Source organism: Streptomyces sp. 5K101, from assembly GCF_046506645.1.
Lineage (GTDB): Bacteria > Actinomycetota > Actinomycetes > Streptomycetales > Streptomycetaceae > Streptomyces.
In genome coordinates, this window is sequence record NZ_JBKFFO010000002.1 from 588,678 (window position 1) to 607,876 (window position 19,199).

Consider the following 19,199-nt stretch of genomic DNA (forward strand, 5'->3'; position numbering starts at 1 on the left):
AATGCACTTGCAGTCAATGCATGTGCATGTAGTGTGCTCCGCATGACCTCTCCGATCGACGTCCCCACATCGCAGGACCGCTGGAGCCCACGCCTGTGGGGCACCCTGCTCGTGCTCTGCGCCGCGATGTTCCTCGACGCCCTCGATGTCTCGATGGTCGGCGTCGCGCTGCCCTCGATCGCCACCGATCTCGAACTGTCCACCTCGACCCTGCAGTGGATCGTCAGCGGCTACATCCTCGGCTACGGCGGCCTGCTGCTGCTCGGCGGCCGCGCCGCCGACCTCCTCGGCCGCCGCCGCGTCTTCCTCGTCGCCCTCGCCGTCTTCGCGCTGGCGTCCCTGCTCGGCGGCCTCGTCGACTCCGGCCCGCTGCTGATCGCCAGCCGCTTCATCAAGGGCCTCAGCGCCGCCTTCACGGCTCCCGCCGGCCTGTCGATCATCACCACGACCTTCAAGGAGGGCCCGCAGCGCAACCGCGCGTTGTCGATCTACACCACCTGCGCCGCCACCGGCTTCTCCATGGGCCTCGTGCTCTCCGGGCTGCTGACCGAGATGAGCTGGCGGCTGACCATGCTGCTGCCCGCGCCGATCGCCCTGATCGCCCTCGTGGCCGGCATCAGGCTGATCCCGAGGAGCAGCCGCGAGGACTCCGGCAAGGGCTACGACCTGCCCGGCGCCGTCACCGGCACACTGTCGATGCTGCTGCTCGTCTTCACCGTCGTCCAGGCGCCCGAAGTGGGCTGGGCCTCCGCGCAGACCCTGCTCTCCTTCACCGCCACCGCCGTCCTGCTCGCCGCGTTCGTCACCATCGAGCGCCGCAGCGCGCACCCGCTCATCCGGCTGGGCGTGCTGCGCTCGGGCAATCAGATCAGGGCGAACCTCGGCGCGGCGTTCTTCTTCGGTTCGTACGTGGGCTTCCAGTTCCTGGTGACCCAGTACATGCAGTCACTGCTCGGCTGGTCGGCCCTGCAGACCGCCCTCGCGTTCCTGCCCGCGGGCGCGCTGGTCGCGCTGTCGGCGACGAAGATCGGCTCGGTCGTGGACCGCTTCGGTACGCCCCGCGTGATCGCCACCGGCTTCGCGCTGCTGGTCGTCGCGTACGCGCTGTTCCTCCAGATCGACCTGACGCCCACGTACGCCGCGGTGATCCTGCCGTCGATGCTGCTGCTCGGCGCGGCGTGCGCCCTGGTCTTCCCGTCGCTCAACATCCAGGCCACGAGCGGTGTCGAGGACCACGAGCAGGGCATGGTCTCCGGCCTGCTGAACACCTCGATCCAGGTCGGCGGCGCCATCTTCCTGGCCGTGGTCACCGCCGTGATCACCGCGGGCGGCGAGACCGGCCACTCCGCACAGGAGGTGCTGGACAGCTTCCGGCCGGGTCTTGCGGTCGTCACCGCGATCGCCGCCGCGGGACTGCTGATCACCCTCACCGGACTGCGGGCGACGCGGCGCGCCGCCGGGGAGTCCATGGTCGTCGCCACGTCCGTGCCGGCCGCGGAGCCGGAGCGGGTGAAGGTCGGCGACTGAGAGCCGCACCGCCACGGGGGACGCGGCCGGCGGGCACCTGCCCGCCGGCCGCTTCACCGCTTGCGGCCACTGCACCGCTTGCGGCTCAGCCCAGCCAGCCCGGCCGTACGAGGCCCGACTCGTAGGCGAGCACCACCAGTTGGGCCCGGTCGCGGGCGCCCAGCTTCACCATCGTCCGGCTCACGTGCGTCTTGGCGGTCAGCGGGCTGACGACCAGGCGGCGGGCGATCTCTTCGTTGGTGAGGCCGATGCCGACCAGCGCCATCACCTCCCGCTCGCGCTCCGTGAGCCCGTCGAGCCCCTCGGCCTTCGCCGGGGCCTTGGACCGGGCGGCGAACTCCGCGATCAGCCGCCGCGTGACGCCCGGCGACAACAACGCGTCGCCCGCCACCACCGCCCGTACCGCGCGCAGCAGTTCCTCCGGTTCCGTGTCCTTCACGAGGAAGCCGGAGGCCCCGGAGCGGATGGCCTCGAAGACGTACTCGTCCAGCTCGAAGGTGGTGAGCATGACCACCCTGACGTCCTTCAGCCGCTCGTCGCCGGTGATCCGGCGTGTCGCGGCGAGGCCGTCGAGCAGTGGCATACGGACGTCCATCAGGACCACGTCCGGCCGCAGTTCGCCCACCAGGCGCACGGCCTCCTCGCCGTCCGACGCCTCCCCCGCGACCTCGATGTCCCGCTGGGCGTCGAGCAGTGCCCGGAAACCGGCCCGCACCAGCAACTGGTCGTCGGCGAGCAGTACGCGGATCACGTCGTCTCCTTGGGCCGCGCGGGCAGTTCGGCGTGGACCCGGAAGCCGCCGTCCGGCCGCGGACCCGCCTCGATGGTGCCACCGAGGGCGGCGGCCCGCTCCCGCATCCCGGCCAGTCCGTTGCCGCTGCCCCCGGCGTCGGAACCGGTGGCGGGCCCGTCGTCGTCGATCCGCAGGTCGAGCCGGCCCACGGCGTAGGCGATGCGCACCCGGGCGGTACGCGAACCCGAGTGCCGGACGATGTTCGTGAGCGCCTCCTGCACGATCCGGAAGGCGGCCAGGTCGGCGCCGGGCGGGAGTGCGGGCAGGGTGCCCGCCGTCTCGACGTCGACGGCGAGTCCGGTGCTCGCCGCCTGCTCGACGAGTTCGGGCAGGCGCGCCAGGCCCGGGGCGGGCGCGCGGGGGGCGTCGCCGGGGGTGCGCAGGGTGTCCAGCACCTGGCGTACCTCCCCGAGGGCCTCCTTGCTCGCGGCCTTGATGGTGGTCAGCGCGGTCCGCGCCTGTCCGGGGTCGGAGTCGAGGAGGGCGAGGCCCACTCCCGCCTGGACGTTGATGACGGAGAGGGAGTGGGCGAGGACGTCGTGGAGTTCGCGGGCGATGCGCAGCCGTTCCTCGTCGGCGCGGCGCTTCTCGGCGGCCGCGCGCTCGGCACGCTCGCGGGCCCACACCTCGCGCCGTACGCGGACGAGTTCGGAGGCGGCGACGACCGCGACCACCCAGGCGGTGACGAACACCTCCTGACCCCAGGGGGCGGCGGCGTCGCCGCCCGGGGGCAGATAGCGGTAGAGCCAGTGCGCGATCAGCAGGTGGCCCGCCCACAGCAGACCGATGGACCACCAGGCGGCGCGGCGGTGACCGGCGACGATCGCGGAGAAGCAGCCGACGGCGATGGTGAGGAAGACCGGTCCGTACGGGTAGCCGGCCGCGAAGTACACGAACGCGGTCGCACACACGCCCGAGACCGCGACGACCGGGTACCGGATGCGCAGCAGGAGCAGCGCGGGGCCGAGGAGAAGCAGGACGCGCGCGAAGGCGTCGAGCGGCTCCCGCGCCGGCTGCCCCTCGGCGGCGAAGCCGGTGCCGATCATGACGAAGACGGCCAGCGCCACGGTCGACACCCAAGGGATCCGGCCCCGGTCCCGCCGTTCCTCCCACTGCCGCATCAGCGGTGGCCCGCCCCGTGCCCAGGGGGGACCACCGCATCTGCGCGGGCGCTGCTGTTCCATACCGGCCACGCTAGACCCGGGCGCGGCACGTCGACGTCACCCCGGCGTGGCGGTCGCACGTACTCCCTGTGCAGTACGGCCGGTGCCGCGGGGCCGAGCTGCGCGCCCGCATCCGCGCGGGCCGGCCGGCACCGTCCGCCGCATGGGCATGTGCGCGGCCCGTACGCGCCCCTACGCGCGCTTGTCCAGCATGTCCAGGGCGCGCCGCGCCAGCGAGTGCGTGCGCACCAGCCCCGCGAGCGTCGTCGCCCCGCGCGTGATGTCGGTGAAGGCCGTCCAGGCGGGCCGGAAGCCGGTGATCGCCGCGTGCAGCAGCCCGGGCCTGCGTTCGAAGACGGCGAGCATGCGCCGGCCGACCGCCATCTCCACGCCCAACCCCGCTTTGATGGCGAACGCATAGTTGAGCGCCTGCCTGCGGGCGTCCACGGCGTCGTGCGCCTCGGCGATCCGCACCGCCCATTCCCCCGCGAGCCGCCCGGAACGCAGCGCGAAGGAGATGCCCTCCCGAGTCCACGGCTCCAAAAGCCCCGCCGCGTCCCCGCACACCAGCACCCGGCCGCGCGAGAGCGGCGAGTCGTCGCTGCGGCAGCGCGTCAGGTGCCCGGAGGAGACGGCGGGCTCGAAGCCCGCCAGCCCCAGGCGCGCGATGAAGTCCTCCAAGTACCGCTTGGTCGCGGCGCCCTCGCCGCGCGCCGAGATGACGCCGACCGTCAGCGTCCGGCCCTTGGGGAACACCCAGCCGTAACTTCCGGGCATCGGGCCCCAGTCGATGAGCACCCGGCCCGCCCAGTCCTCGGCGACCGTGTCCGGCACCGGGATCTCCGCCTCCAGGCCGAGGTCCACCTGGTCGAGCTTCACGCCGACGTGAGCGCCTATCCGGCCGGCGCTGCCGTCGGCCCCGACGACCGCACGGGTCAGCACCGTCTCGCCGTCCGACAGCACGACGGCGACGGTGCGCCGGTCGGGGACGGCGGGGCCGTGCTGCTCCACACGGGAGACGGTGACGCCCGTGCGCACCACCGCGCCCGCCTTCTCCGCCTGCTCGACCAGGCCGGCGTCGAACTCCGGGCGGTTGATCAGACCGAAGAGCATCCGCTTGGAGCGGCGGGTGCGGGCCAGCTTCCCGTTCAGCGAGAAGGTGACGGCGTGCACCCTGTCGAGCAGGGGCAGCTCGAAGCCGGGCGGGAGACTGTCGCGCGACGGGCCGATGATGCCGCCGCCGCAGGTCTTGTAGCGGGGCAGTTCGGCCTTCTCCAGGAGCAGCACCTTACGACCGCTCACCGCCGCCGCGTACGCCGCCGAGGCTCCGGCGGGTCCTGCGCCGACCACGACGACGTCCCACGCGGGACCCCCGCCAAGCTCCTGTGCCGCCTCTGCTCCGGTGGCATCGTTCTCGCTGCTCACGATGTACTTCTGCTCCCGATCCGACCCATGGCCCATGCTCTCGACCGCATCCTACGGCGCGGGCCTCTCCGACCCGCTGTGGGAGGATCGACCACGCATTCGCCGTACACACATCGCACAACGTCGCACCCGCAAGGAGCGTGCCCATGACCGCGAATCCGATCGCCGAGACCGTCGCCTCGCTGATGCCCCGTGCCAAGGCGGAGCTCACCGAGCTGGTGGGCTTCCAGTCGGTGGCGGACGAGGCGGTGGCGCCGCGCAGCGAGTGCGAGGCGGCGGCCGGCTGGGTGGCGGACGCGCTGCGCGCGGAGGGGTTCCGGGACGTCGCGCTCCTCGACACCCCGGACGGATCGCAGTCGGTGTACGGGCTGCTGCCCGGCCCTCAGGGCGCGCCGACCGTCCTGCTGTACGCGCACTACGACGTGCAGCCGAAGCTGGACGAGGCCGCCTGGGTGAGCCCGCCGTTCGAGCTGACCGAGCGCGACGGCCGCTGGTACGGACGGGGCGCGGCCGACTGCAAGGGCGGCTTCATCATGCACCTGCTCGCACTGCGCGCCCTCAAGGCGAACGGCGGCATCCCGGTCTCGGTGAAGGTCGTCGTCGAGGGTTCGGAGGAGCAGGGCACGGGCGGCCTGGAGCGGTACGCGGAGGAGCACCCGGACCTGCTGACGGCCGACGCGATCGTGATCGGCGACACGGGGAACTTCCGGGTGGGCCTGCCGACGGTGACGGCGACCCTGCGCGGGATGACCATGATCCGCGTCCAGGTCGACACGCTCGAGGGGAACCTGCACTCGGGCCAGTTCGGCGGGGCCGCGCCCGACGCACTGGCGGCGCTGATCCGGGTCCTGGACTCGCTGCGCGCCGAGGACGGTTCGACGGTGATCGACGGCCTCCCCGCGCAGGCCGAGTGGGACGGACTGCAGTACCCGGAGGTGGAGTTCCGCAAGGACGCGAAGGTCCTCGACGGTGTCGGCCTGCCGGGCAACGGCACGGTCGCGGACCGGATCTGGGCCCGCCCCGCCGTCACGGTCATCGGGATCGACTGCCACCCGGTCGCGGGCGCCACGCCGTCCATCCCGGCGAGCGCGCGGGCCCAGATCAGCCTGCGGGTGCCGCCCGGCCAGGACGCCGCGGAGGCGACGAAGCTGCTGTTCGCGCACATCGAGAAGCACACCCCGTGGAACGCGCGCGTGACGCTGGAACAGGTGGGCCAGGGCCAGCCGTTCCAGGCGGACGTGACCAGCCCCGCGTACACGTCGATGGCCGAGGCGATGCGTGTGGCGTACCCGGGCGAGGAGATGCAGGCGTCCGGGATGGGCGGCTCCATCCCGCTGTGCAACACGCTCGCCGCGCTGTACCCGAAGGCGGAGATCCTGCTGATCGGGCTCAGCGAGCCGGAGGCGCAGATCCACGCGGTGAACGAGAGCGTGTCCCCCGAGGAACTGGAGCGGCTGTCGGTCGCCGAGGCGCTGTTCCTGGTGAACTACGCCGAGTCCAAGCGGGGTTGACCGGCTGCCGGCTGGCCGATTCCGCGCTCGGCGAAGATCGCGGGCAGCGTAGTTCCGGGCGGCGGGCGTACCCCTGTGCGTACGGTCGCCGCATGGACGTCATCCCGGTACTGCCGCAGCTGCACATGTTCCGCTTCCCCATCGGCCAGGCCTACCTGTGGCGCGACGGCGACGAGCTGACGCTCGTCGACGCGGGTCACCGGGACGCCGCGCCACTGATCGAGGAGGCGATCCGGGGGGCGGGGCTCGACCCGGCGGACTTGCGGCGGATCGTGCTGACGCACTGCCACCGCGACCACGTGGGCGCGGCGGGCGAGTTGGCCGCGCGGTACGGGGCCGAGGTGCTGGCGCACCACCTCGACGCCCCGGTCGTACGGGGCGAGGCGCCCGTGCCCGAGCCCGTACTGCTGGACTGGGAGATCCCGCTGTACGAGCACGGGCTCACGGTGCCGCCCGCGCCGCCGACCCGGGTGGACCGGGAGCTGGCGGACGGCGACGTGCTCGACTTCGGCGGCGGCGCGCGCGTGGTCCACTCCCCCGGTCACACCGACGGCTCGATCGGCCTCCATCTGCCGCATCACGGGGTGCTGTTCACGGGGGACTGCGTGGCGGGGGTCGGGCAGGTGATGCTGGGGGTCTTCAACGTGGACCGGGCGGCGGCACAGGTGTCGATGCGCCGGCTGGCCTCGCTCGCCCCGTCGACGGTCTGCTTCGGCCACGGCGACCCGCTGACCCACGACGCCGCAGCGGCGCTGCTCGACGCGGCGGAGGCGTCAGCCGACGGGGATGCCGGCCTCTAGGTTGAGCACGGTGCCGCGTTCGCGGGCGCGCAGCGCCCAGCGCAGGCGTTCGTAGCGGGCGGGCGGCAGCAGGTGCGCGGCCTCCTGCTCGCCCACGAACCGCCAGTCGCGCAGCTCCGGGCCGGGCAGGCGTATGCGTCCCGCGTCGCCGTCCTCGAGCCGGCCGCCGTCGAACAGGAGCCGCAGTCCGCCGAAGCTCGGCGCCCGTGGGGCCTCCCAGTCGACGACGAGCAGCCGTGGGACATCGGCCAGTTCGAGGCCGAGTTCCTCCGCGACCTCCCGTACCCCCGCGCGGGCCGGCGGCTCCCCCCGCTCGACGACGCCGCCGGGGAACTCCCATCCGGGTTTGTACGTCGGGTCGACGAGCAGGACCCGGTCCTGGTCGTCGAAGAGCAGCACGCCCGCGGCGACGGTCTCGGCGGTGGGTTCGGGTGTCTGGACGATGTCGCAGGCGGCCGCGGCTCCGGACCGTACGGCCGCGGTGATCCGGCGGGCCGTCTCGTGCGGGTCGATACGGCTCGTGTCGATCACGTGCGCGTCGGCGGTGATCCAGCCGAGCGCGGCGCGATACGGCTCGATGTGGTCGTACGACCACTGCCTGACGCGCTGGTCGCCGTCCGGGGTCCCGTGCACGGACCGGCCCGCGATCCGTGCGCGCAGGATCGTTTCATCCGGGCGCAACAGCACATGGCGGACGGGGATGCGCCGCGCGGCGAGCCCGCCGAACACCTCGTCGCGGTAGTCCTGGCGCAGCAGGGTCATCGGCACGACCAGCACCCCGCCCAACTCGGCGAGGAGCGCGGCCGCGGTGTCCACGACGAGCCGCCGCCAGATGGGGAGGTCCTGGAAGTCCCCGACGTCGTCGAGCCGCTTCTGCGGCAGCACGTACCGCAGGCCCGCGCCGACGAGTTCGGGGTCGAACAGGGTGCTGTTGGGGATCAGATCGATCAGTTCGCGTGCGGCAGTCGTCTTGCCCGCTCCGAACGCACCGTTGATCCAGACGATCACGGGTCCCCCTCTTCCGTTGCCCACAGTGGCTTGCCCGCATCACCCTGCCACGGAAACCCCCGGCCGGAACGGGTTGGCCGATCGGGGGCGGAACTGTGGCCGGGCCGTTGCCCGTGACACCTGCCTGCGGCCGTCGTTGGAGCGGGAGAGAGGAGGGGGTGCGCGATGCGCCGCACTGTTCTGGAGAAGTTTCCGGCGGGAGATCCGCGCGGCAGCTGGGCCGCCGAGGAGTACGCCCGGCACCGGCGGGACGAGGGGCTGGCGGCGGAGGTGGTGATGGACCTGGAGTCGGACGCGTTCCTGGTGGTGGTCCCTCAACAAGCCCACGCCGACCGCGCCTGGTGAGCCCGGGGGGGGCGTGGCGCCCCCCGGTGCCCCTGCCCGGGGGTGCTCCCGGGGTGCCCCTGTCCGGGGGTGGTGCCGGGGGCCGGGGCCTCCGGAGTGGGGTACCCGGACTGCTTTCCAGCTACCGGACGTTGCGGTAACTCACGACGCCTTACGTCCGGGCACCCCTCTTTTCCGACCCCGACCCCTGCCCCGGTACGGCAGTACCGGTTGGTGGTCGTCCCCCGGGACGGCATCGCCGCCCGTCGGGGGCAAGTGCGGGCGGCTGCCCACTCACAGCCACCACAAGGGTTCGAGCCAGGGGTAGGGACGCGCAGGGGTCGTGTTCGGGACGTAAGGCGTCGTGAGATACCGCAACGCAAGTTCGTGAAAGCAGTCCCGAATGCGAGCCCCGGAGCGGCCCGACGCTGCCGTCACGGACCGGGCCCAGCCCGGAAAGCCCGGCGCGGGAGGGGGCGTCACGCGCACGGGGTCGGCCACGCCCGAGAAGCCTGGCCCGCCCAAGGGGCGCTACGCGCACGGGCGCCGCGGCCCCCGGAAGGCGTAACCCGGTTCGCCGCCCGCCCGAGGGCCACGCGCACGGAACGGGCCACGCCCGAGAAGCGCGGCCCCGTCACAAGGGCGTGACGCGCACGGGTGCCGCGACCCCGGGGGCGTAACCCGGTTCGCCGCCCGCCCAAGGGCCCAGCGTCGCCGCTGCCGCCGCGCCCACGAGGCCGGCGTCCGTGCCCATCCGCGCGGGCGCGACCTTCAGGCGCCGCACGAACGACAGGGTCGCGTAGTCGCGCAGCGCACGCCGCAGCGGCGTGAACAGCACGTCCCCCGCGCCCGCGACCCCGCCGCCGATCACGGCGACGTCGATCTCGACGAGCGTCGCCGTCGCGGCGATCCCCGCGGCGAGTGCCTGGGCGGCGCGCTCGAAGGAGGCGGTCGCGACCGGGTCGCCCGCGCCCGCCGCCTCGGCGACGGCCGCGGCCGTCGCGTCGCCGTCGGCACCGGGGCGCCAGCCGTTCTCCACGGCCCGGCGGGCGATGTTGGGGCCGCTGGCGATCCGCTCCACACAGCCGCGTGCCCCGCAGGGGCAGGCGTCACCGTCCAGGTCGACGCTGATGTGGCCGATGTGGCCGGCATTGCCGGTGGGGCCCGCGTGGAGCCGGCCGTTCAGCACCAGACCGCCGCCGACGCCCGTCGAGACGACCATGCACAGCGCGTTGTCGTATCCGCGGGCCGCGCCCAGCCAGTGCTCGGCCGCCGTCATCGCGACGCCGTCGCCGACGAGCTCGACGGGCAGGCCGCCAACAGCCCGTGACACCCGCTCGACCAGCGGGAAGTCCCGCCAGCCGGGGACGTTGACCGGGCTGACCGTACCGGCCGAGCGGTCCACCGGCCCCGCGCTGCCAATGCCCACCGCCCGCACGCCGGGCCACAGCGGCGACGCCGTCAGCTCGGCGAGGACGCCCTCCACCGCGTGTATCACCGCGTCACCGCTCTCCTGGGCCGGCGTGGGCCGCTGCGTACGCAGCAGAAGAGCACCACCCCCGTCCACCAACGCGCCGGCGATCTTGGTACCGCCGATGTCGAGAGCGGCGACGAGGCTGGTATGCATCGGTGTGCGATCCCCCGGGGAGACTGTCGGACCTGCGGCTTCGGGGACAAGTCTCCATTGCCCTGACAACGTTGTCCAGGCCCTATGCCCGACGCCACACCATCCCATACCATCGAACGTGACCGTCTGCCTCCGACAGAAAGCTCACCGTGGCCGATACGACTCGCCCCCCGCAGTTGCCGGGAAGCACCCGAGGTCCCGAGCCCCGCTACGGAAATCGGCCGACGATGAAGGATGTGGCGGCGCGCGCGGGAGTGGGTCTCAAGACCGTCTCGCGGGTGGTCAACGGCGAGCCGGGCGTCACACCCGACACCGAGCGGCGGGTGCAGGAGGCCATCGAGTCGCTGGGCTTCCGCCGCAACGACAGTGCGCGGGTGCTCCGGAAGGGCCGCACCGCGTCCATCGGCCTGGTGCTCGAGGACCTCGCCGACCCGTTCTACGGGCCGCTCAGCCGGGCCGTGGAAGAGGTCGCCCGGGCGCACGGCGCCCTGCTGATCAACGGGTCCAGTGCCGAGGACCCCGACCGCGAGCAGGAGCTGGCGCTCGCCCTGTGCGCACGCCGGGTGGACGGGCTCATCGTGATCCCCGCCGGTCACGACCACCGCTACCTGGAGCCGGAGATGAAGGCGGGCGTGGCCACGGTGTTCGTGGACCGTCCGGCCGGCCGGATCGAGGCGGACACGGTGATGTCCGACAGCTTCGGCGGGGCACGCGCGGGCGTGGCGCATCTGATCGCGCACGGCCACCGGCGCATCGCCTTCATCGGCGACCAGCCGCGTATCCACACCGCGGTCGAGCGCCTGCGCGGCTATCGCGCGGCGATGGAGGACGCAGGCCTGGAGATCGACGACTCCTGGGTCTCGCTGGGCTCCACGGCGCCGGAGCGCGTCCAGGAGGCGGTGACCTCGATCCTGGAGGCTATCGAGCCGGTCACCGCGATCTTCGCGGGCAACAACCGCGTCACGGTGACCGTCGTCCGGCTCCTCGCCGGACGCGAGGAGCCGGTCGCGCTGGTCGGCTTCGACGACATCGAGCTCGCCGACCTGCTCGGCATCACGGTCATAGCCCAGGACGCGGCCTCGCTGGGCCGTACGGCGGCGGAGCGGCTGTTCCGCAGACTGGACGGAGTGAACGAGGAGCCGGCGCAGGTGATGCTGGACACCGTCCTGATCCCGCGCGGCTCGGGGGAGATCCTCCCGCCGTCCTGACCCCGCGGCCGCCGGGGCGTGTCCCCCGCCGTCCTGACGCCGCGTGGCCGGTGCGGCAGCCCGCCGCCGTCCTGACGCCGTGTGGCCGGTGCGGCACCCCGCCGCCGTCCTGATTCCCGCGGCCGGAGCGTGTCCCCTGCCGTCCTGACCCCGCGCGGGCGGAGAGTAGTCCCCCCCCGCCGTCCTGACCCCGCCGCAGCCGGGGCGGCAGCCCCCCGATGTCCTGATCCCGGCGGTGCCGGGACCAGGCGCCCGGCTCAGCAGCCGGCCGACCCGGCACCGGAGCGTCGTTGTCGCCGCCCGGACGTAGACCGCGCCGCGCCTGGTCCGTTGCCGGCTGTTACTCGGCCGTGGCCGTCAACTCCCCGCGCCGGGGCGCCGCGAAGCCGTCGAGGTCGGCGCGCGTGAGGCCGGTCAGCCGGGCCACCTCGGCGGTGTCCAGGGCGCCGCAGTCGATGCCGCGCAGCAGGTAGGAGCTGAGGGCCTTGGCGGTCGCGGGCTCGTCCATGACGTCGCCGCCCGCGTGGGTGGCGTAGGCAGACAGGCGCGCCGCGGCCTGCTCGAAGCCCTCGCGGTAGAAGGCGAAGACGGCGGCGTAGCGGGTGGGCAGGTGGCCGGGGTGCATGTCCCAGCCCTGGTAGTACGCGCGGGCAAGGGCGCGGCGGGTGAGGCCGTAGTGCAGCCGCCAGGCGTCGTGGACCTTCTCGGTGGAGCCGACGGGCAGGACGTTGGTGGAGCCGTCGGACACCCGTACGCCCGTGCCGGCCGCGGCGACCTGCATGACGGCCTTGGCGTGGTCGGCCGCGGGGTGGTCGCTGGCCTGGTGGGCGGCGCTGACGCCGAGGCAGGCGCTGTAGTCGAAGGTGCCGTAGTGCAGGCCGGTGGCGCGGCCCTCGGCGGCGTCGATCATGCGCGCGACGGTGGCGGTACCGTCGGGGCCGAGGATGGACTGGCTGGTCTCGATCTGGATCTCGAAGCCGATGCGGCCGCTGTCCAGGCCGCGGGCCCTCTCGAACTCCTCGACGAGCCGCACCATCGCGGACACCTGCTCGGTGTACGTGACCTTGGGCAGGGTGAGGACGAGCCCGTCCGGCAGGCCGCCGGCCTCCATCAGGCCGGTGAGGAAGATGTCGAGGGTGCGGATGCCCCGGTCGCGTACGGCGGCCTCCATGCACTTCATACGGATGCCCATGTACGGCGCGGCGGTGCCCTGTGCGTACGCCTCCGCGATGAGCCGGGCGGCGCGTGCGGCGTCGGCGTCCTCGTCGCGGCCCGCGTAGCCGTCCTCGAAGTCGACGCGCAGGTCCTCGACCGGCTCGCGCTCCAGCTTGGCGCGTACCCGCGTGTACACGGGCTCGGCCAGTTCGTCGCTCAGGCCGAGGACGCGTGCGAGCGTGGCGGCGTCGGGGGCGTGCTCGTCGAGTGCCGCGAGGGCGGCGTCGCCCCAGGTGCGGATGGTGTCGGCGGCGAAGACGTCGCCGGGGACGTAGACGGTGTGGACGGGCTGGCGGGTGCCGGGGTCTCCCGGGTACCGGCGGGCGAGCTCCGCGTCGACCGTCGCCAGGGAGGCGCTGATGCCCTCGCTGACCGCGCCGGCGAGGCTCGTCGCCACCTTCTCCTGCTGACCCATTCCCACACCCTCCGCAGATCCCTGTGTCCGTGTTTCCGCTACACGGAATCAACATTCTGTTGAACGAAGTTAACGGGAGCTCGTGATCTGCGTCAATGGTCCGCCACAACCGGCAGGGGCCGCGCGGTGAAGATCACCACGCGGCCCCTGCCGGACGAAATGCGGTCAGCCCTTGCGGGACTTGACCTCGTCGGTCAGCTGCGGCACGACGTCGAACAGGTCGCCGACCACGCCGTAGTCGACCAGGTCGAAGATCGGGGCCTCGGCGTCCTTGTTGATCGCCACGATCGTCTTCGAGGTCTGCATACCGGCCCGGTGCTGGATCGCACCCGAGATGCCGGAGGCGATGTACAGCTGCGGGGAGACCGACTTGCCGGTCTGGCCGACCTGGTTGGTGTGCGGGTACCAGCCGGCGTCCACCGCGGCACGCGAGGCACCGACCGCCGCGCCGAGCGAGTCGGCCAGCGCCTCGATGATCGCGAAGTTCTCCGCGCCGTTGACACCACGGCCACCGGAGACCACGATCGCGGCCTCGGTCAGCTCCGGACGGCCCGTCGACTCACGCGGCGTACGGGAGACGACCTTGGTGCCGGTGGCCTTCTCCGAGAACGACACCGACAGCGCCTCGACCGCGCCGGCGGCCGGGGCGGCCTCCACGGCGGCCGAGTTCGGCTTGACCGTGATGACCGGGGTGCCCTTGGAGACACGGGACTTGGTGGTGAACGAGGCGGCGAACGCCGACTGCGTCGCGACCGGACCCTCTTCGCCGGCCTCCAGGTCGACGGCGTCGGTGATGATGCCGGAGCCGATGCGGACCGCGAGGCGGGCCGCGATCTCCTTGCCCTCGGCGGAGGACGGGACGAGCACGGCGGCCGGGGAGACGGCGTCGTACGCGGCCTGCAGCGCGTCCACCTTCGGGACGACCAGGTACTCGGCGAACTCGGGCGCGTCGGCGGTCAGGACACGGGTCGCGCCGTGCTCGGCGAGCGCGGCGGCGGTGTTCTCGGCACCGGAGCCGAGGGCGACGGCGACGGGCTCGCCGATGCGGCGGGCCAGCGTCAGCAGCTCCAGGGTGGGCTTGCGGACGGCACCGTCCACGTGGTCGACGTAGACGAGAACTTCAGCCATGGGACTTCTTCTCTCCTGCTTGCGAAGTGTGAGGGGGCAGTGGGGGCCGAAGCCTTAGATGAACTTCTGGCTCGCGAGGAACTCCGCGAGCTGCTTGCCGCCCTCGCCCTCGTCCTTGACGATCGTGCCCGCGGTACGGGCCGGACGCTCGGTGGCCGAGTCGACCTTGGTCCAGGCGCCCTCGAGGCCGACCTCGTCGGCGTCGATCTCCAGATCCTCCAGGTCCCAGGACTCCACCGGCTTCTTCTTGGCGGCCATGATGCCCTTGAAGGACGGGTAACGCGCCTCGCCCGACTGGTCCGTCACCGACACGACGGCCGGCAGGGACGCCTCGAGCTGCTCGGAGGCGGTGTCGCCGTCACGGCGGCCGGTCACCTTGCCGTCCTCGACCGAGACCTCGGAGAGCAGCGTGACCTGCGGGACGCCCAGACGCTCGGCAAGGATCGCCGGAACGACACCCATGGTGCCGTCGGTGGAGGCCATGCCGGAGATGACCAGGTCGTAGCCGGCCTTCTCGATCGCCTTGGTTAGCACCAGCGAGGTGCCGATCACGTCGGTGCCGTGCAGGTCGTCGTCCTCCACGTGGATCGCCTTGTCGGCGCCCATCGACAGGGCCTTGCGCAGCGCGTCCTTGGCGTCCTCGGGGCCGACGGTCAGCACGGTGACCTCGGCGTCGTCGGCGTCCTCCGCGATCTGCAGCGCCTGCTCGACCGCGTACTCATCCAGCTCCGACAGCAGGCCGTCGACGTCGTCGCGGTCGACGGTCAGGTCATCGGCGAAGTGCCGGTCGCCGGTGGCGTCGGGCACGTACTTCACACAGACAACGATCCTCAGGCTCACGCCGGCTCTCCTACTGCATCGTCTCTACTGGACTGCCTTGTGAACGCAGCATAGGCGTCCGATGGGGCGGATCCCGGTCGGGGCGGGCCGCGCTCCGATCGAAATATTACTCGTCAGTACACTCAGGTTGTTCCCGCTAAGCAAGCGCTTTGAACTGTGACCTTGACAACGGCGTGCCAGGTCAGTCGCGCAGCGCCGTGAAGCGGCCCTGGTGGTACAGCAGCGGACGCCCGCCGCCGGCCGGGTCCCCGGTCGCGACCTCGGCGATCACGAGGCGATGGTCTCCCGCCGGCACGCGTGCCACCACCCGGGCGACCAGCCACGCCACCACTCCGTCAAGGACGGGCACACCCTCGGGGCCGGGGCGCCAGCGGGTGGGCGGGGCGAAACGGTCGGCGCCGCTGCGGGCGAAGGTCGCGGCCAGCTCCTGCTGGTGCTCGCCGAGTATGTGGACGCCGACGTACTCCGCCTCGGCGACCGCCGGCCAGCTGGAGGACGCGGTGCCCACGCCGAAGGAGACCAGCGGCGGATCGGCGGCCACGGAGGTGAGCGAGGTGGCGGTGAAGCCGACGGGACGTTCCCCCTGGGCGGTGATCACCGCGACACCGGCGGCGTGCTGGCGGAAGACGGACTTCAGCAGGTCACCGGTGTCGGGAGAGGCGGCAGGCAGGCCGGCCGGCGACTGCTGCGGGCTCACCAGGCCGACAGCGGACCCGCTCCGGGGAGCGGCGAGCGCGGAGGTCAGGGGTGAGGTGCCGAGATCGGTCGTGGCCGTCATCGAGGGTTCCTTCTGCATGGGTGCGAACTAGGCGGCTGAGGCGTCGACGTCAGCCGGACAGCGCGCGCTCGCATGACGGACGAGGTCCACATGGACCCGCCCGAAGAGAAGGAGTACTGGAGGCACAGACGCCAGCCTGACGACCGTTGCCCTGTGCAGTCAAGTGCGCACGGAATTGTGCGACCGGGCTCACGGCGCGTCACACGCCCTTCCAAGCGCGGCGATGACGTCGGCCTTGCGGGGTGCTCCGGAGGCCCGGGTGACGACACGCCCGGCGGCGTCGAGCACGAGGACGGTGGGCGTCTTGCGGATGTCCAGGTCCCGCACGAGTTCGAGCCGTTCCTCGGCGTCGATCTCGACGTGCACGACACCGTCGACCATGCCCGCGACGTCGGACAGCGTGCGGCGTGTGGCGCGGCAGGGCTGGCAGAAGGCGGTCGAGAACTGGACCAGCGTCGCCCGCCGTCCGAGACCGGCTCCCAGCTCCGCCGCACCGAGCCGTCGTTCCGGGTCCTGAGGGCGCACTTCGGTTCTCCTCCGTCGAGTCGTCACCCGCTGTGCAGCGTGCACAGGGGGACCATCATTCCCGGTGAACGGGCGGCCACAGGGATCTCGACGTGATGAGAATCTCGCCCGTACCGGGCCCCAGGGCTGGTCAGCACGCCACACATGGGGCACGATCGCCCCAATGCCGAAAACCTACGGCTGCGTAACTTCTACCGGGAGAACCCTCCCCGGGCATGACGAAAGGGTCCTCCCCAGATGGCAGAGCTCGTCTATCGGCCGGTCATCGGTGCCGCCCTCACGATGTTCAAGGCGCTCGACCTGAAGATCGACACTCAGGGATCCGAGAACATTCCGCGTTCTGGGGGTGCCGTCCTGGTCAGCAACCACATCAGCTACCTGGACTTCATCTTCACCGGTCTCGCCGCGCTGCCGCAGAAGCGTCTGGTCCGCTTCATGGCCAAGGACTCCGTCTTCCGCCACAAGGTGTCCGGACCGCTGATGCGCGGCATGAAGCACATCCCGGTGGACCGCAAGCAGGGTGAGGCGGCCTACGCGCACGCGCTGGACTCGCTGCGCTCGGGCGAGGTCGTGGGCGTCTTCCCGGAGGCGACGATCTCCCAGTCGTTCACGCTGAAGTCCTTCAAGTCGGGTGCCGTACGCCTGGCGCAGGAGGCCGGCGTGCCGCTGATCCCGGTGGCGCTGTGGGGTACGCAGCGACTGTGGACCAAGGGCCGTCCGCGGAACTTCAAGCGCGCGCACATCCCGGTGACGATCCGGGTCGGCGAGCCCATGGAGGCGCCGACGGACCAGTACGCGGGCGCCCTCACGCGGCGGCTGCGCGAGCGCGTGCAGGAGCTGCTGGAGGCCGCCCAGCGCGCGTACCCGGTACGCCCCCGGGACGCGAGCGACACCTGGTGGGTCCCCGCCCACCTCGGCGGCACCGCACCGACACCCGCCGAGGTCCGCGAGGCCCACTGAGGCCCTTCCTGATCGCGTTGGTCCGGCCGAGCGTTCAGGGCCTGCCGATCGGTTCCCTGCCCCCCGGGCACAGGAACGCGGCCGACCGGAAGCCCATGCTTCTCCGGTCGGCCGCGTCCGTGTGCACACAGCCGGGTCAGCGGGCCATCTCTTCCTTCAGCGCCTGGACGAACGTGTCGACGTCGTCCTCGGTGGTGTCGAAGGAGCACATCCAGCGGACGTCGCCCGCCGCCTCGTCCCAGAAGTAGAACCGGAAGCGCTCCTGGAGACGCCGGGTCACGTCCTGTGGGAGCCGCGCGAAGACGGCGTTGGCCTCGACGGCGTAGAGGATCTCCACGCCGTCGACCGTGCGCACACCCGCGGCGAGCCGCTGCGCCATCTCGTTGGAGTGACGGGCGTTGCGCAGCCACAGGTCCTTGGCGAGCAGCGCCTCCAGTTGCACGGAGACGAACCGCATCTTGGAGGCCAGCTGCATCGACATCTTGCGCAGGTGCTTCATGTGGCTGACCGCGTCCGGGTTGAGGACGACGACCGCCTCGCCGAAGAGCATGCCGTTCTTCGTGCCGCCGAAGGTGAGCACGTCGACGCCGACCGCGTTGGTGAAGGTCCGCATCGGGACGTCCAGCGAGGCGGCCGCGTTGGCTATCCGCGCGCCGTCGAGGTGGACCTTCATGCCGAGGCCGTGGGCGTGCTCGACGACGGCGCGGATCTCCTCCACCGTGTACACGGTGCCCAGTTCGGTGTTCTGGGTGATCGAGACGACCTGGGGCATCGCCCGGTGCTCGTCCTCCCAGCCCCAGGCCTGCCGGTCGATCAGCTCGGGGGTGAGCTTGCCGTCCGGCGTCGCCACGGTGAGCAGCTTGAGCCCGCCCATCCGCTCCGGGGCCCCGCCCTCGTCCACGTTGATGTGCGCGGTCTCCGCGCAGACCACCGCGCCCCAGCGGTCGGTGAGCGCCTGGAGGGCGGTCACATTGGCGCCGGTGCCGTTGAACACGGGGAACGCCTCGGCAGTCGGCCCGAAGTGGCTGTGCATGACCCGCTGGAGGTGCTCGGTGTACTGGTCCTCACCGTAGGCGACCTGGTGGCCGCCGTTGGCGAGCGCGAGGGCCGCGAGCACCTCCGGGTGGGCACCCGCGTAGTTGTCACTGGCGAACCCGCGGACGGACGGGTCGTGGTGACGACGGGCGTCGGTCTTCAGGGTTTGGGGGTCAGCCACAGACGCTGTCCATTCAGTTCCTCGGCGGGCCGGTCCCAGACTCCGGCGATGGCGTCTGCCAGCTCCGTCACGTCGGTGAAGCCCGCGAACTTCGCATTCGGGCGCTCGGCGCGCATGGCGTCGTGCACCAGTGCCTTGACGATCAGGATGGCAGCCGCTGCCGCCGGTCCCTGATCGCCCCCCGCCTTGCGGAAGGAGTCGGCGACGGCGAGCGTCCACGCCTCGGCGGCGGCCTTGGCGGCGGCGTAGGCGGCGTTGCCGGCGGTGGGCTTGGTGGCTCCCGCGGCGCTGATGAGCACGTAGCGGCCGCGGTCGCTGCGCAGCAGTGCGTCGTGGAAGGCGAGCGAGGTGTGCTGGACCGTGCGGATCAGCAGCTTCTCCAGCAGGGCCCAGTCGGCCGGGTCGCTGTCGGTGAAGCCGGCGCTGCCGCGCCAGCCGCCGACGAGGTGCACCAGCCCGTCGACGCGGCCGAACTCCTTCTCGGTCTTGCCGGCCCATTCCTTGGCGGCGTTCAGGTCGAGCAGGTCGACGGTGTCGCCGATGACCGTCGCGCCGCCGTGCGCGTACCGCGCGGCGTCGACGGCCTGGGCGAGACGCTCGGCGTCGGCGTCGGAGGCGACGACGGTCGCGCCGGCCTCGGCCAGCCTCAGCAGAGTGGCCCGTCCGGCGGGGCCGGCCGCACCGGCCACCGCCACGACCGCGCCTTCGAGCGCGCCGTTGCCGTTCCCGTTCATGG

18 protein-coding genes are annotated in these 19,199 nt (G+C 72.4%); 6 read left to right on the plus strand and 12 right to left on the minus strand.

The annotated features are described in order from the left end of the window. The first annotated feature begins 42 nt into the window (after positions 1-42). A complete protein-coding gene (locus ACLB9X_RS05530; RefSeq protein WP_410359076.1) occupies positions 43-1,527 on the plus strand; it encodes an MFS transporter in 1,485 nt (494 codons plus the stop codon). A gap of 85 nt (positions 1,528-1,612) precedes the next feature. Here the strand turns inward: ACLB9X_RS05530 and ACLB9X_RS05535 are convergent, their stop codons facing one another. From ACLB9X_RS05535 to ACLB9X_RS05545, 3 genes are all read right to left on the minus strand, one after another. Continuing rightward, entirely contained in the window at positions 1,613-2,278 is a 666-nt protein-coding gene (locus tag ACLB9X_RS05535) for a response regulator (RefSeq protein ID WP_410359077.1), read from the minus strand. After that, on the minus strand, positions 2,275-3,504 hold the full coding sequence (locus ACLB9X_RS05540) for a sensor histidine kinase (protein ID WP_410359078.1): 1,230 nt from the start codon (positions 3,502-3,504) through the stop codon (positions 2,275-2,277). Before ACLB9X_RS05540 ends, ACLB9X_RS05535 begins: the two co-directional genes overlap by 4 nt. A gap of 171 nt (positions 3,505-3,675) precedes the next feature. After that, positions 3,676-4,944 (minus strand): geranylgeranyl reductase family protein, encoded by a 1,269-nt coding sequence (locus tag ACLB9X_RS05545; protein WP_410359079.1) that lies wholly within the window; start codon positions 4,942-4,944, stop codon positions 3,676-3,678. A 110-nt stretch (positions 4,945-5,054) separates the two neighbouring features. Between ACLB9X_RS05545 and ACLB9X_RS05550 the strand changes: the two genes are divergently transcribed. Continuing rightward, entirely contained in the window at positions 5,055-6,419 is a 1,365-nt protein-coding gene (locus tag ACLB9X_RS05550; protein ID WP_410359080.1) for a dipeptidase, read from the plus strand. Positions 6,420-6,511: 92 nt separating this feature from the next. After that, complete coding sequence (locus ACLB9X_RS05555) at positions 6,512-7,219, plus strand: MBL fold metallo-hydrolase (protein WP_410359081.1); 708 nt, start codon at positions 6,512-6,514, stop codon at positions 7,217-7,219. On the opposite strand, the gene ACLB9X_RS05560 is transcribed toward ACLB9X_RS05555, so the two are convergent. After that, positions 7,193-8,227 (minus strand): NUDIX hydrolase, encoded by a 1,035-nt coding sequence (locus ACLB9X_RS05560; RefSeq protein WP_410359082.1) that lies wholly within the window; start codon positions 8,225-8,227, stop codon positions 7,193-7,195. The genes ACLB9X_RS05555 and ACLB9X_RS05560 overlap by 27 nt on opposite strands. 165 nt (positions 8,228-8,392) lie before the next feature. On the opposite strand from ACLB9X_RS05560, the gene ACLB9X_RS05565 reads away from it, so the two are divergent. Beyond that, positions 8,393-8,572 (plus strand): hypothetical protein, encoded by a 180-nt coding sequence (locus ACLB9X_RS05565; protein WP_410359083.1) that lies wholly within the window; start codon positions 8,393-8,395, stop codon positions 8,570-8,572. Positions 8,573-9,185: 613 nt separating this feature from the next. On the opposite strand, the gene ACLB9X_RS05570 is transcribed toward ACLB9X_RS05565, so the two are convergent. Continuing rightward, positions 9,186-10,178 (minus strand): ROK family protein, encoded by a 993-nt coding sequence (locus ACLB9X_RS05570; protein WP_410359084.1) that lies wholly within the window; start codon positions 10,176-10,178, stop codon positions 9,186-9,188. 227 nt (positions 10,179-10,405) lie between these two features. Between ACLB9X_RS05570 and ACLB9X_RS05575 the strand changes: the two genes are divergently transcribed. After that, a complete protein-coding gene (locus tag ACLB9X_RS05575; RefSeq protein WP_410359085.1) occupies positions 10,406-11,386 on the plus strand; it encodes a LacI family DNA-binding transcriptional regulator in 981 nt (326 codons plus the stop codon). A 340-nt stretch (positions 11,387-11,726) separates the two neighbouring features. Here ACLB9X_RS05575 and ACLB9X_RS05580 read toward each other — a convergent pair whose 3' ends face one another. From ACLB9X_RS05580 to ACLB9X_RS05600, 5 genes are all read right to left on the minus strand, one after another. After that, a complete protein-coding gene (locus tag ACLB9X_RS05580; protein ID WP_410359086.1) occupies positions 11,727-13,016 on the minus strand; it encodes a DUF6986 family protein in 1,290 nt (429 codons plus the stop codon). A gap of 165 nt (positions 13,017-13,181) precedes the next feature. Then, positions 13,182-14,144 carry an electron transfer flavoprotein subunit alpha/FixB family protein gene (locus ACLB9X_RS05585; protein WP_410359087.1) on the minus strand — a complete coding sequence of 321 codons (963 nt, stop codon included), beginning with the start codon at positions 14,142-14,144 and terminating at the stop codon, positions 13,182-13,184. Positions 14,145-14,198: 54 nt separating this feature from the next. Beyond that, positions 14,199-14,984, minus strand: coding sequence for an electron transfer flavoprotein subunit beta/FixA family protein (locus tag ACLB9X_RS05590; RefSeq protein WP_410359088.1), 786 nt, complete (start codon positions 14,982-14,984; stop codon positions 14,199-14,201). Positions 14,985-15,165: 181 nt separating this feature from the next. Continuing rightward, positions 15,166-15,762 (minus strand): flavin reductase family protein, encoded by a 597-nt coding sequence (locus ACLB9X_RS05595; protein ID WP_410359089.1) that lies wholly within the window; start codon positions 15,760-15,762, stop codon positions 15,166-15,168. Between the two features lie 189 nt (positions 15,763-15,951). Further along, the gene (locus tag ACLB9X_RS05600) at positions 15,952-16,287 is read right to left on the minus strand and encodes a thioredoxin family protein (protein WP_410359090.1); all 336 of its coding nucleotides are present in this window, start codon (positions 16,285-16,287) and stop codon (positions 15,952-15,954) included. A gap of 237 nt (positions 16,288-16,524) precedes the next feature. On the opposite strand from ACLB9X_RS05600, the gene ACLB9X_RS05605 reads away from it, so the two are divergent. Continuing rightward, complete coding sequence (locus tag ACLB9X_RS05605; protein WP_410359091.1) at positions 16,525-17,247, plus strand: lysophospholipid acyltransferase family protein; 723 nt, start codon at positions 16,525-16,527, stop codon at positions 17,245-17,247. Positions 17,248-17,383: 136 nt separating this feature from the next. On the opposite strand, the gene ACLB9X_RS05610 is transcribed toward ACLB9X_RS05605, so the two are convergent. Beyond that, positions 17,384-18,463 (minus strand): threonine aldolase family protein, encoded by a 1,080-nt coding sequence (locus ACLB9X_RS05610; protein WP_410359092.1) that lies wholly within the window; start codon positions 18,461-18,463, stop codon positions 17,384-17,386. Continuing rightward, a complete protein-coding gene (locus ACLB9X_RS05615; protein WP_410359152.1) occupies positions 18,442-19,197 on the minus strand; it encodes an SDR family NAD(P)-dependent oxidoreductase in 756 nt (251 codons plus the stop codon). Before ACLB9X_RS05615 ends, ACLB9X_RS05610 begins: the two co-directional genes overlap by 22 nt. Between the last annotated feature and the right edge of the window lie 2 nt (positions 19,198-19,199).

Excerpts from the sequence above, each read along its gene's own strand:
- ACLB9X_RS05580 (WP_410359086.1), bottom strand. The coding sequence starts at position 13,016 with ATGGGTCAGCAGGAGAAGGTGGCGACGAGCCTCGCCGGCGCGGTCAGC.
- ACLB9X_RS05540 (WP_410359078.1), bottom strand. The coding sequence starts at position 3,504 with ATGGAACAGCAGCGCCCGCGCAGATGCGGTGGTCCCCCCTGGGCACGG.
- ACLB9X_RS05575 (WP_410359085.1), top strand. The coding sequence starts at position 10,406 with ATGAAGGATGTGGCGGCGCGCGCGGGAGTGGGTCTCAAGACCGTCTCG.
- ACLB9X_RS05615 (WP_410359152.1), bottom strand. The coding sequence starts at position 19,197 with ATGAACGGGAACGGCAACGGCGCGCTCGAAGGCGCGGTCGTGGCGGTG.
- ACLB9X_RS05555 (WP_410359081.1), top strand. The coding sequence starts at position 6,512 with ATGGACGTCATCCCGGTACTGCCGCAGCTGCACATGTTCCGCTTCCCC.
- ACLB9X_RS05585 (WP_410359087.1), bottom strand. The coding sequence starts at position 14,144 with ATGGCTGAAGTTCTCGTCTACGTCGACCACGTGGACGGTGCCGTCCGC.
- ACLB9X_RS05565 (WP_410359083.1), top strand. The coding sequence starts at position 8,393 with ATGCGCCGCACTGTTCTGGAGAAGTTTCCGGCGGGAGATCCGCGCGGC.
- ACLB9X_RS05530 (WP_410359076.1), top strand. The coding sequence starts at position 43 with ATGACCTCTCCGATCGACGTCCCCACATCGCAGGACCGCTGGAGCCCA.
- ACLB9X_RS05545 (WP_410359079.1), bottom strand. The coding sequence starts at position 4,944 with ATGGGCCATGGGTCGGATCGGGAGCAGAAGTACATCGTGAGCAGCGAG.
- ACLB9X_RS05605 (WP_410359091.1), top strand. The coding sequence starts at position 16,525 with ATGGCAGAGCTCGTCTATCGGCCGGTCATCGGTGCCGCCCTCACGATG.
- ACLB9X_RS05595 (WP_410359089.1), bottom strand. The coding sequence starts at position 15,762 with ATGACGGCCACGACCGATCTCGGCACCTCACCCCTGACCTCCGCGCTC.
- ACLB9X_RS05570 (WP_410359084.1), bottom strand. The coding sequence starts at position 10,178 with ATGCATACCAGCCTCGTCGCCGCTCTCGACATCGGCGGTACCAAGATC.
- ACLB9X_RS05550 (WP_410359080.1), top strand. The coding sequence starts at position 5,055 with ATGACCGCGAATCCGATCGCCGAGACCGTCGCCTCGCTGATGCCCCGT.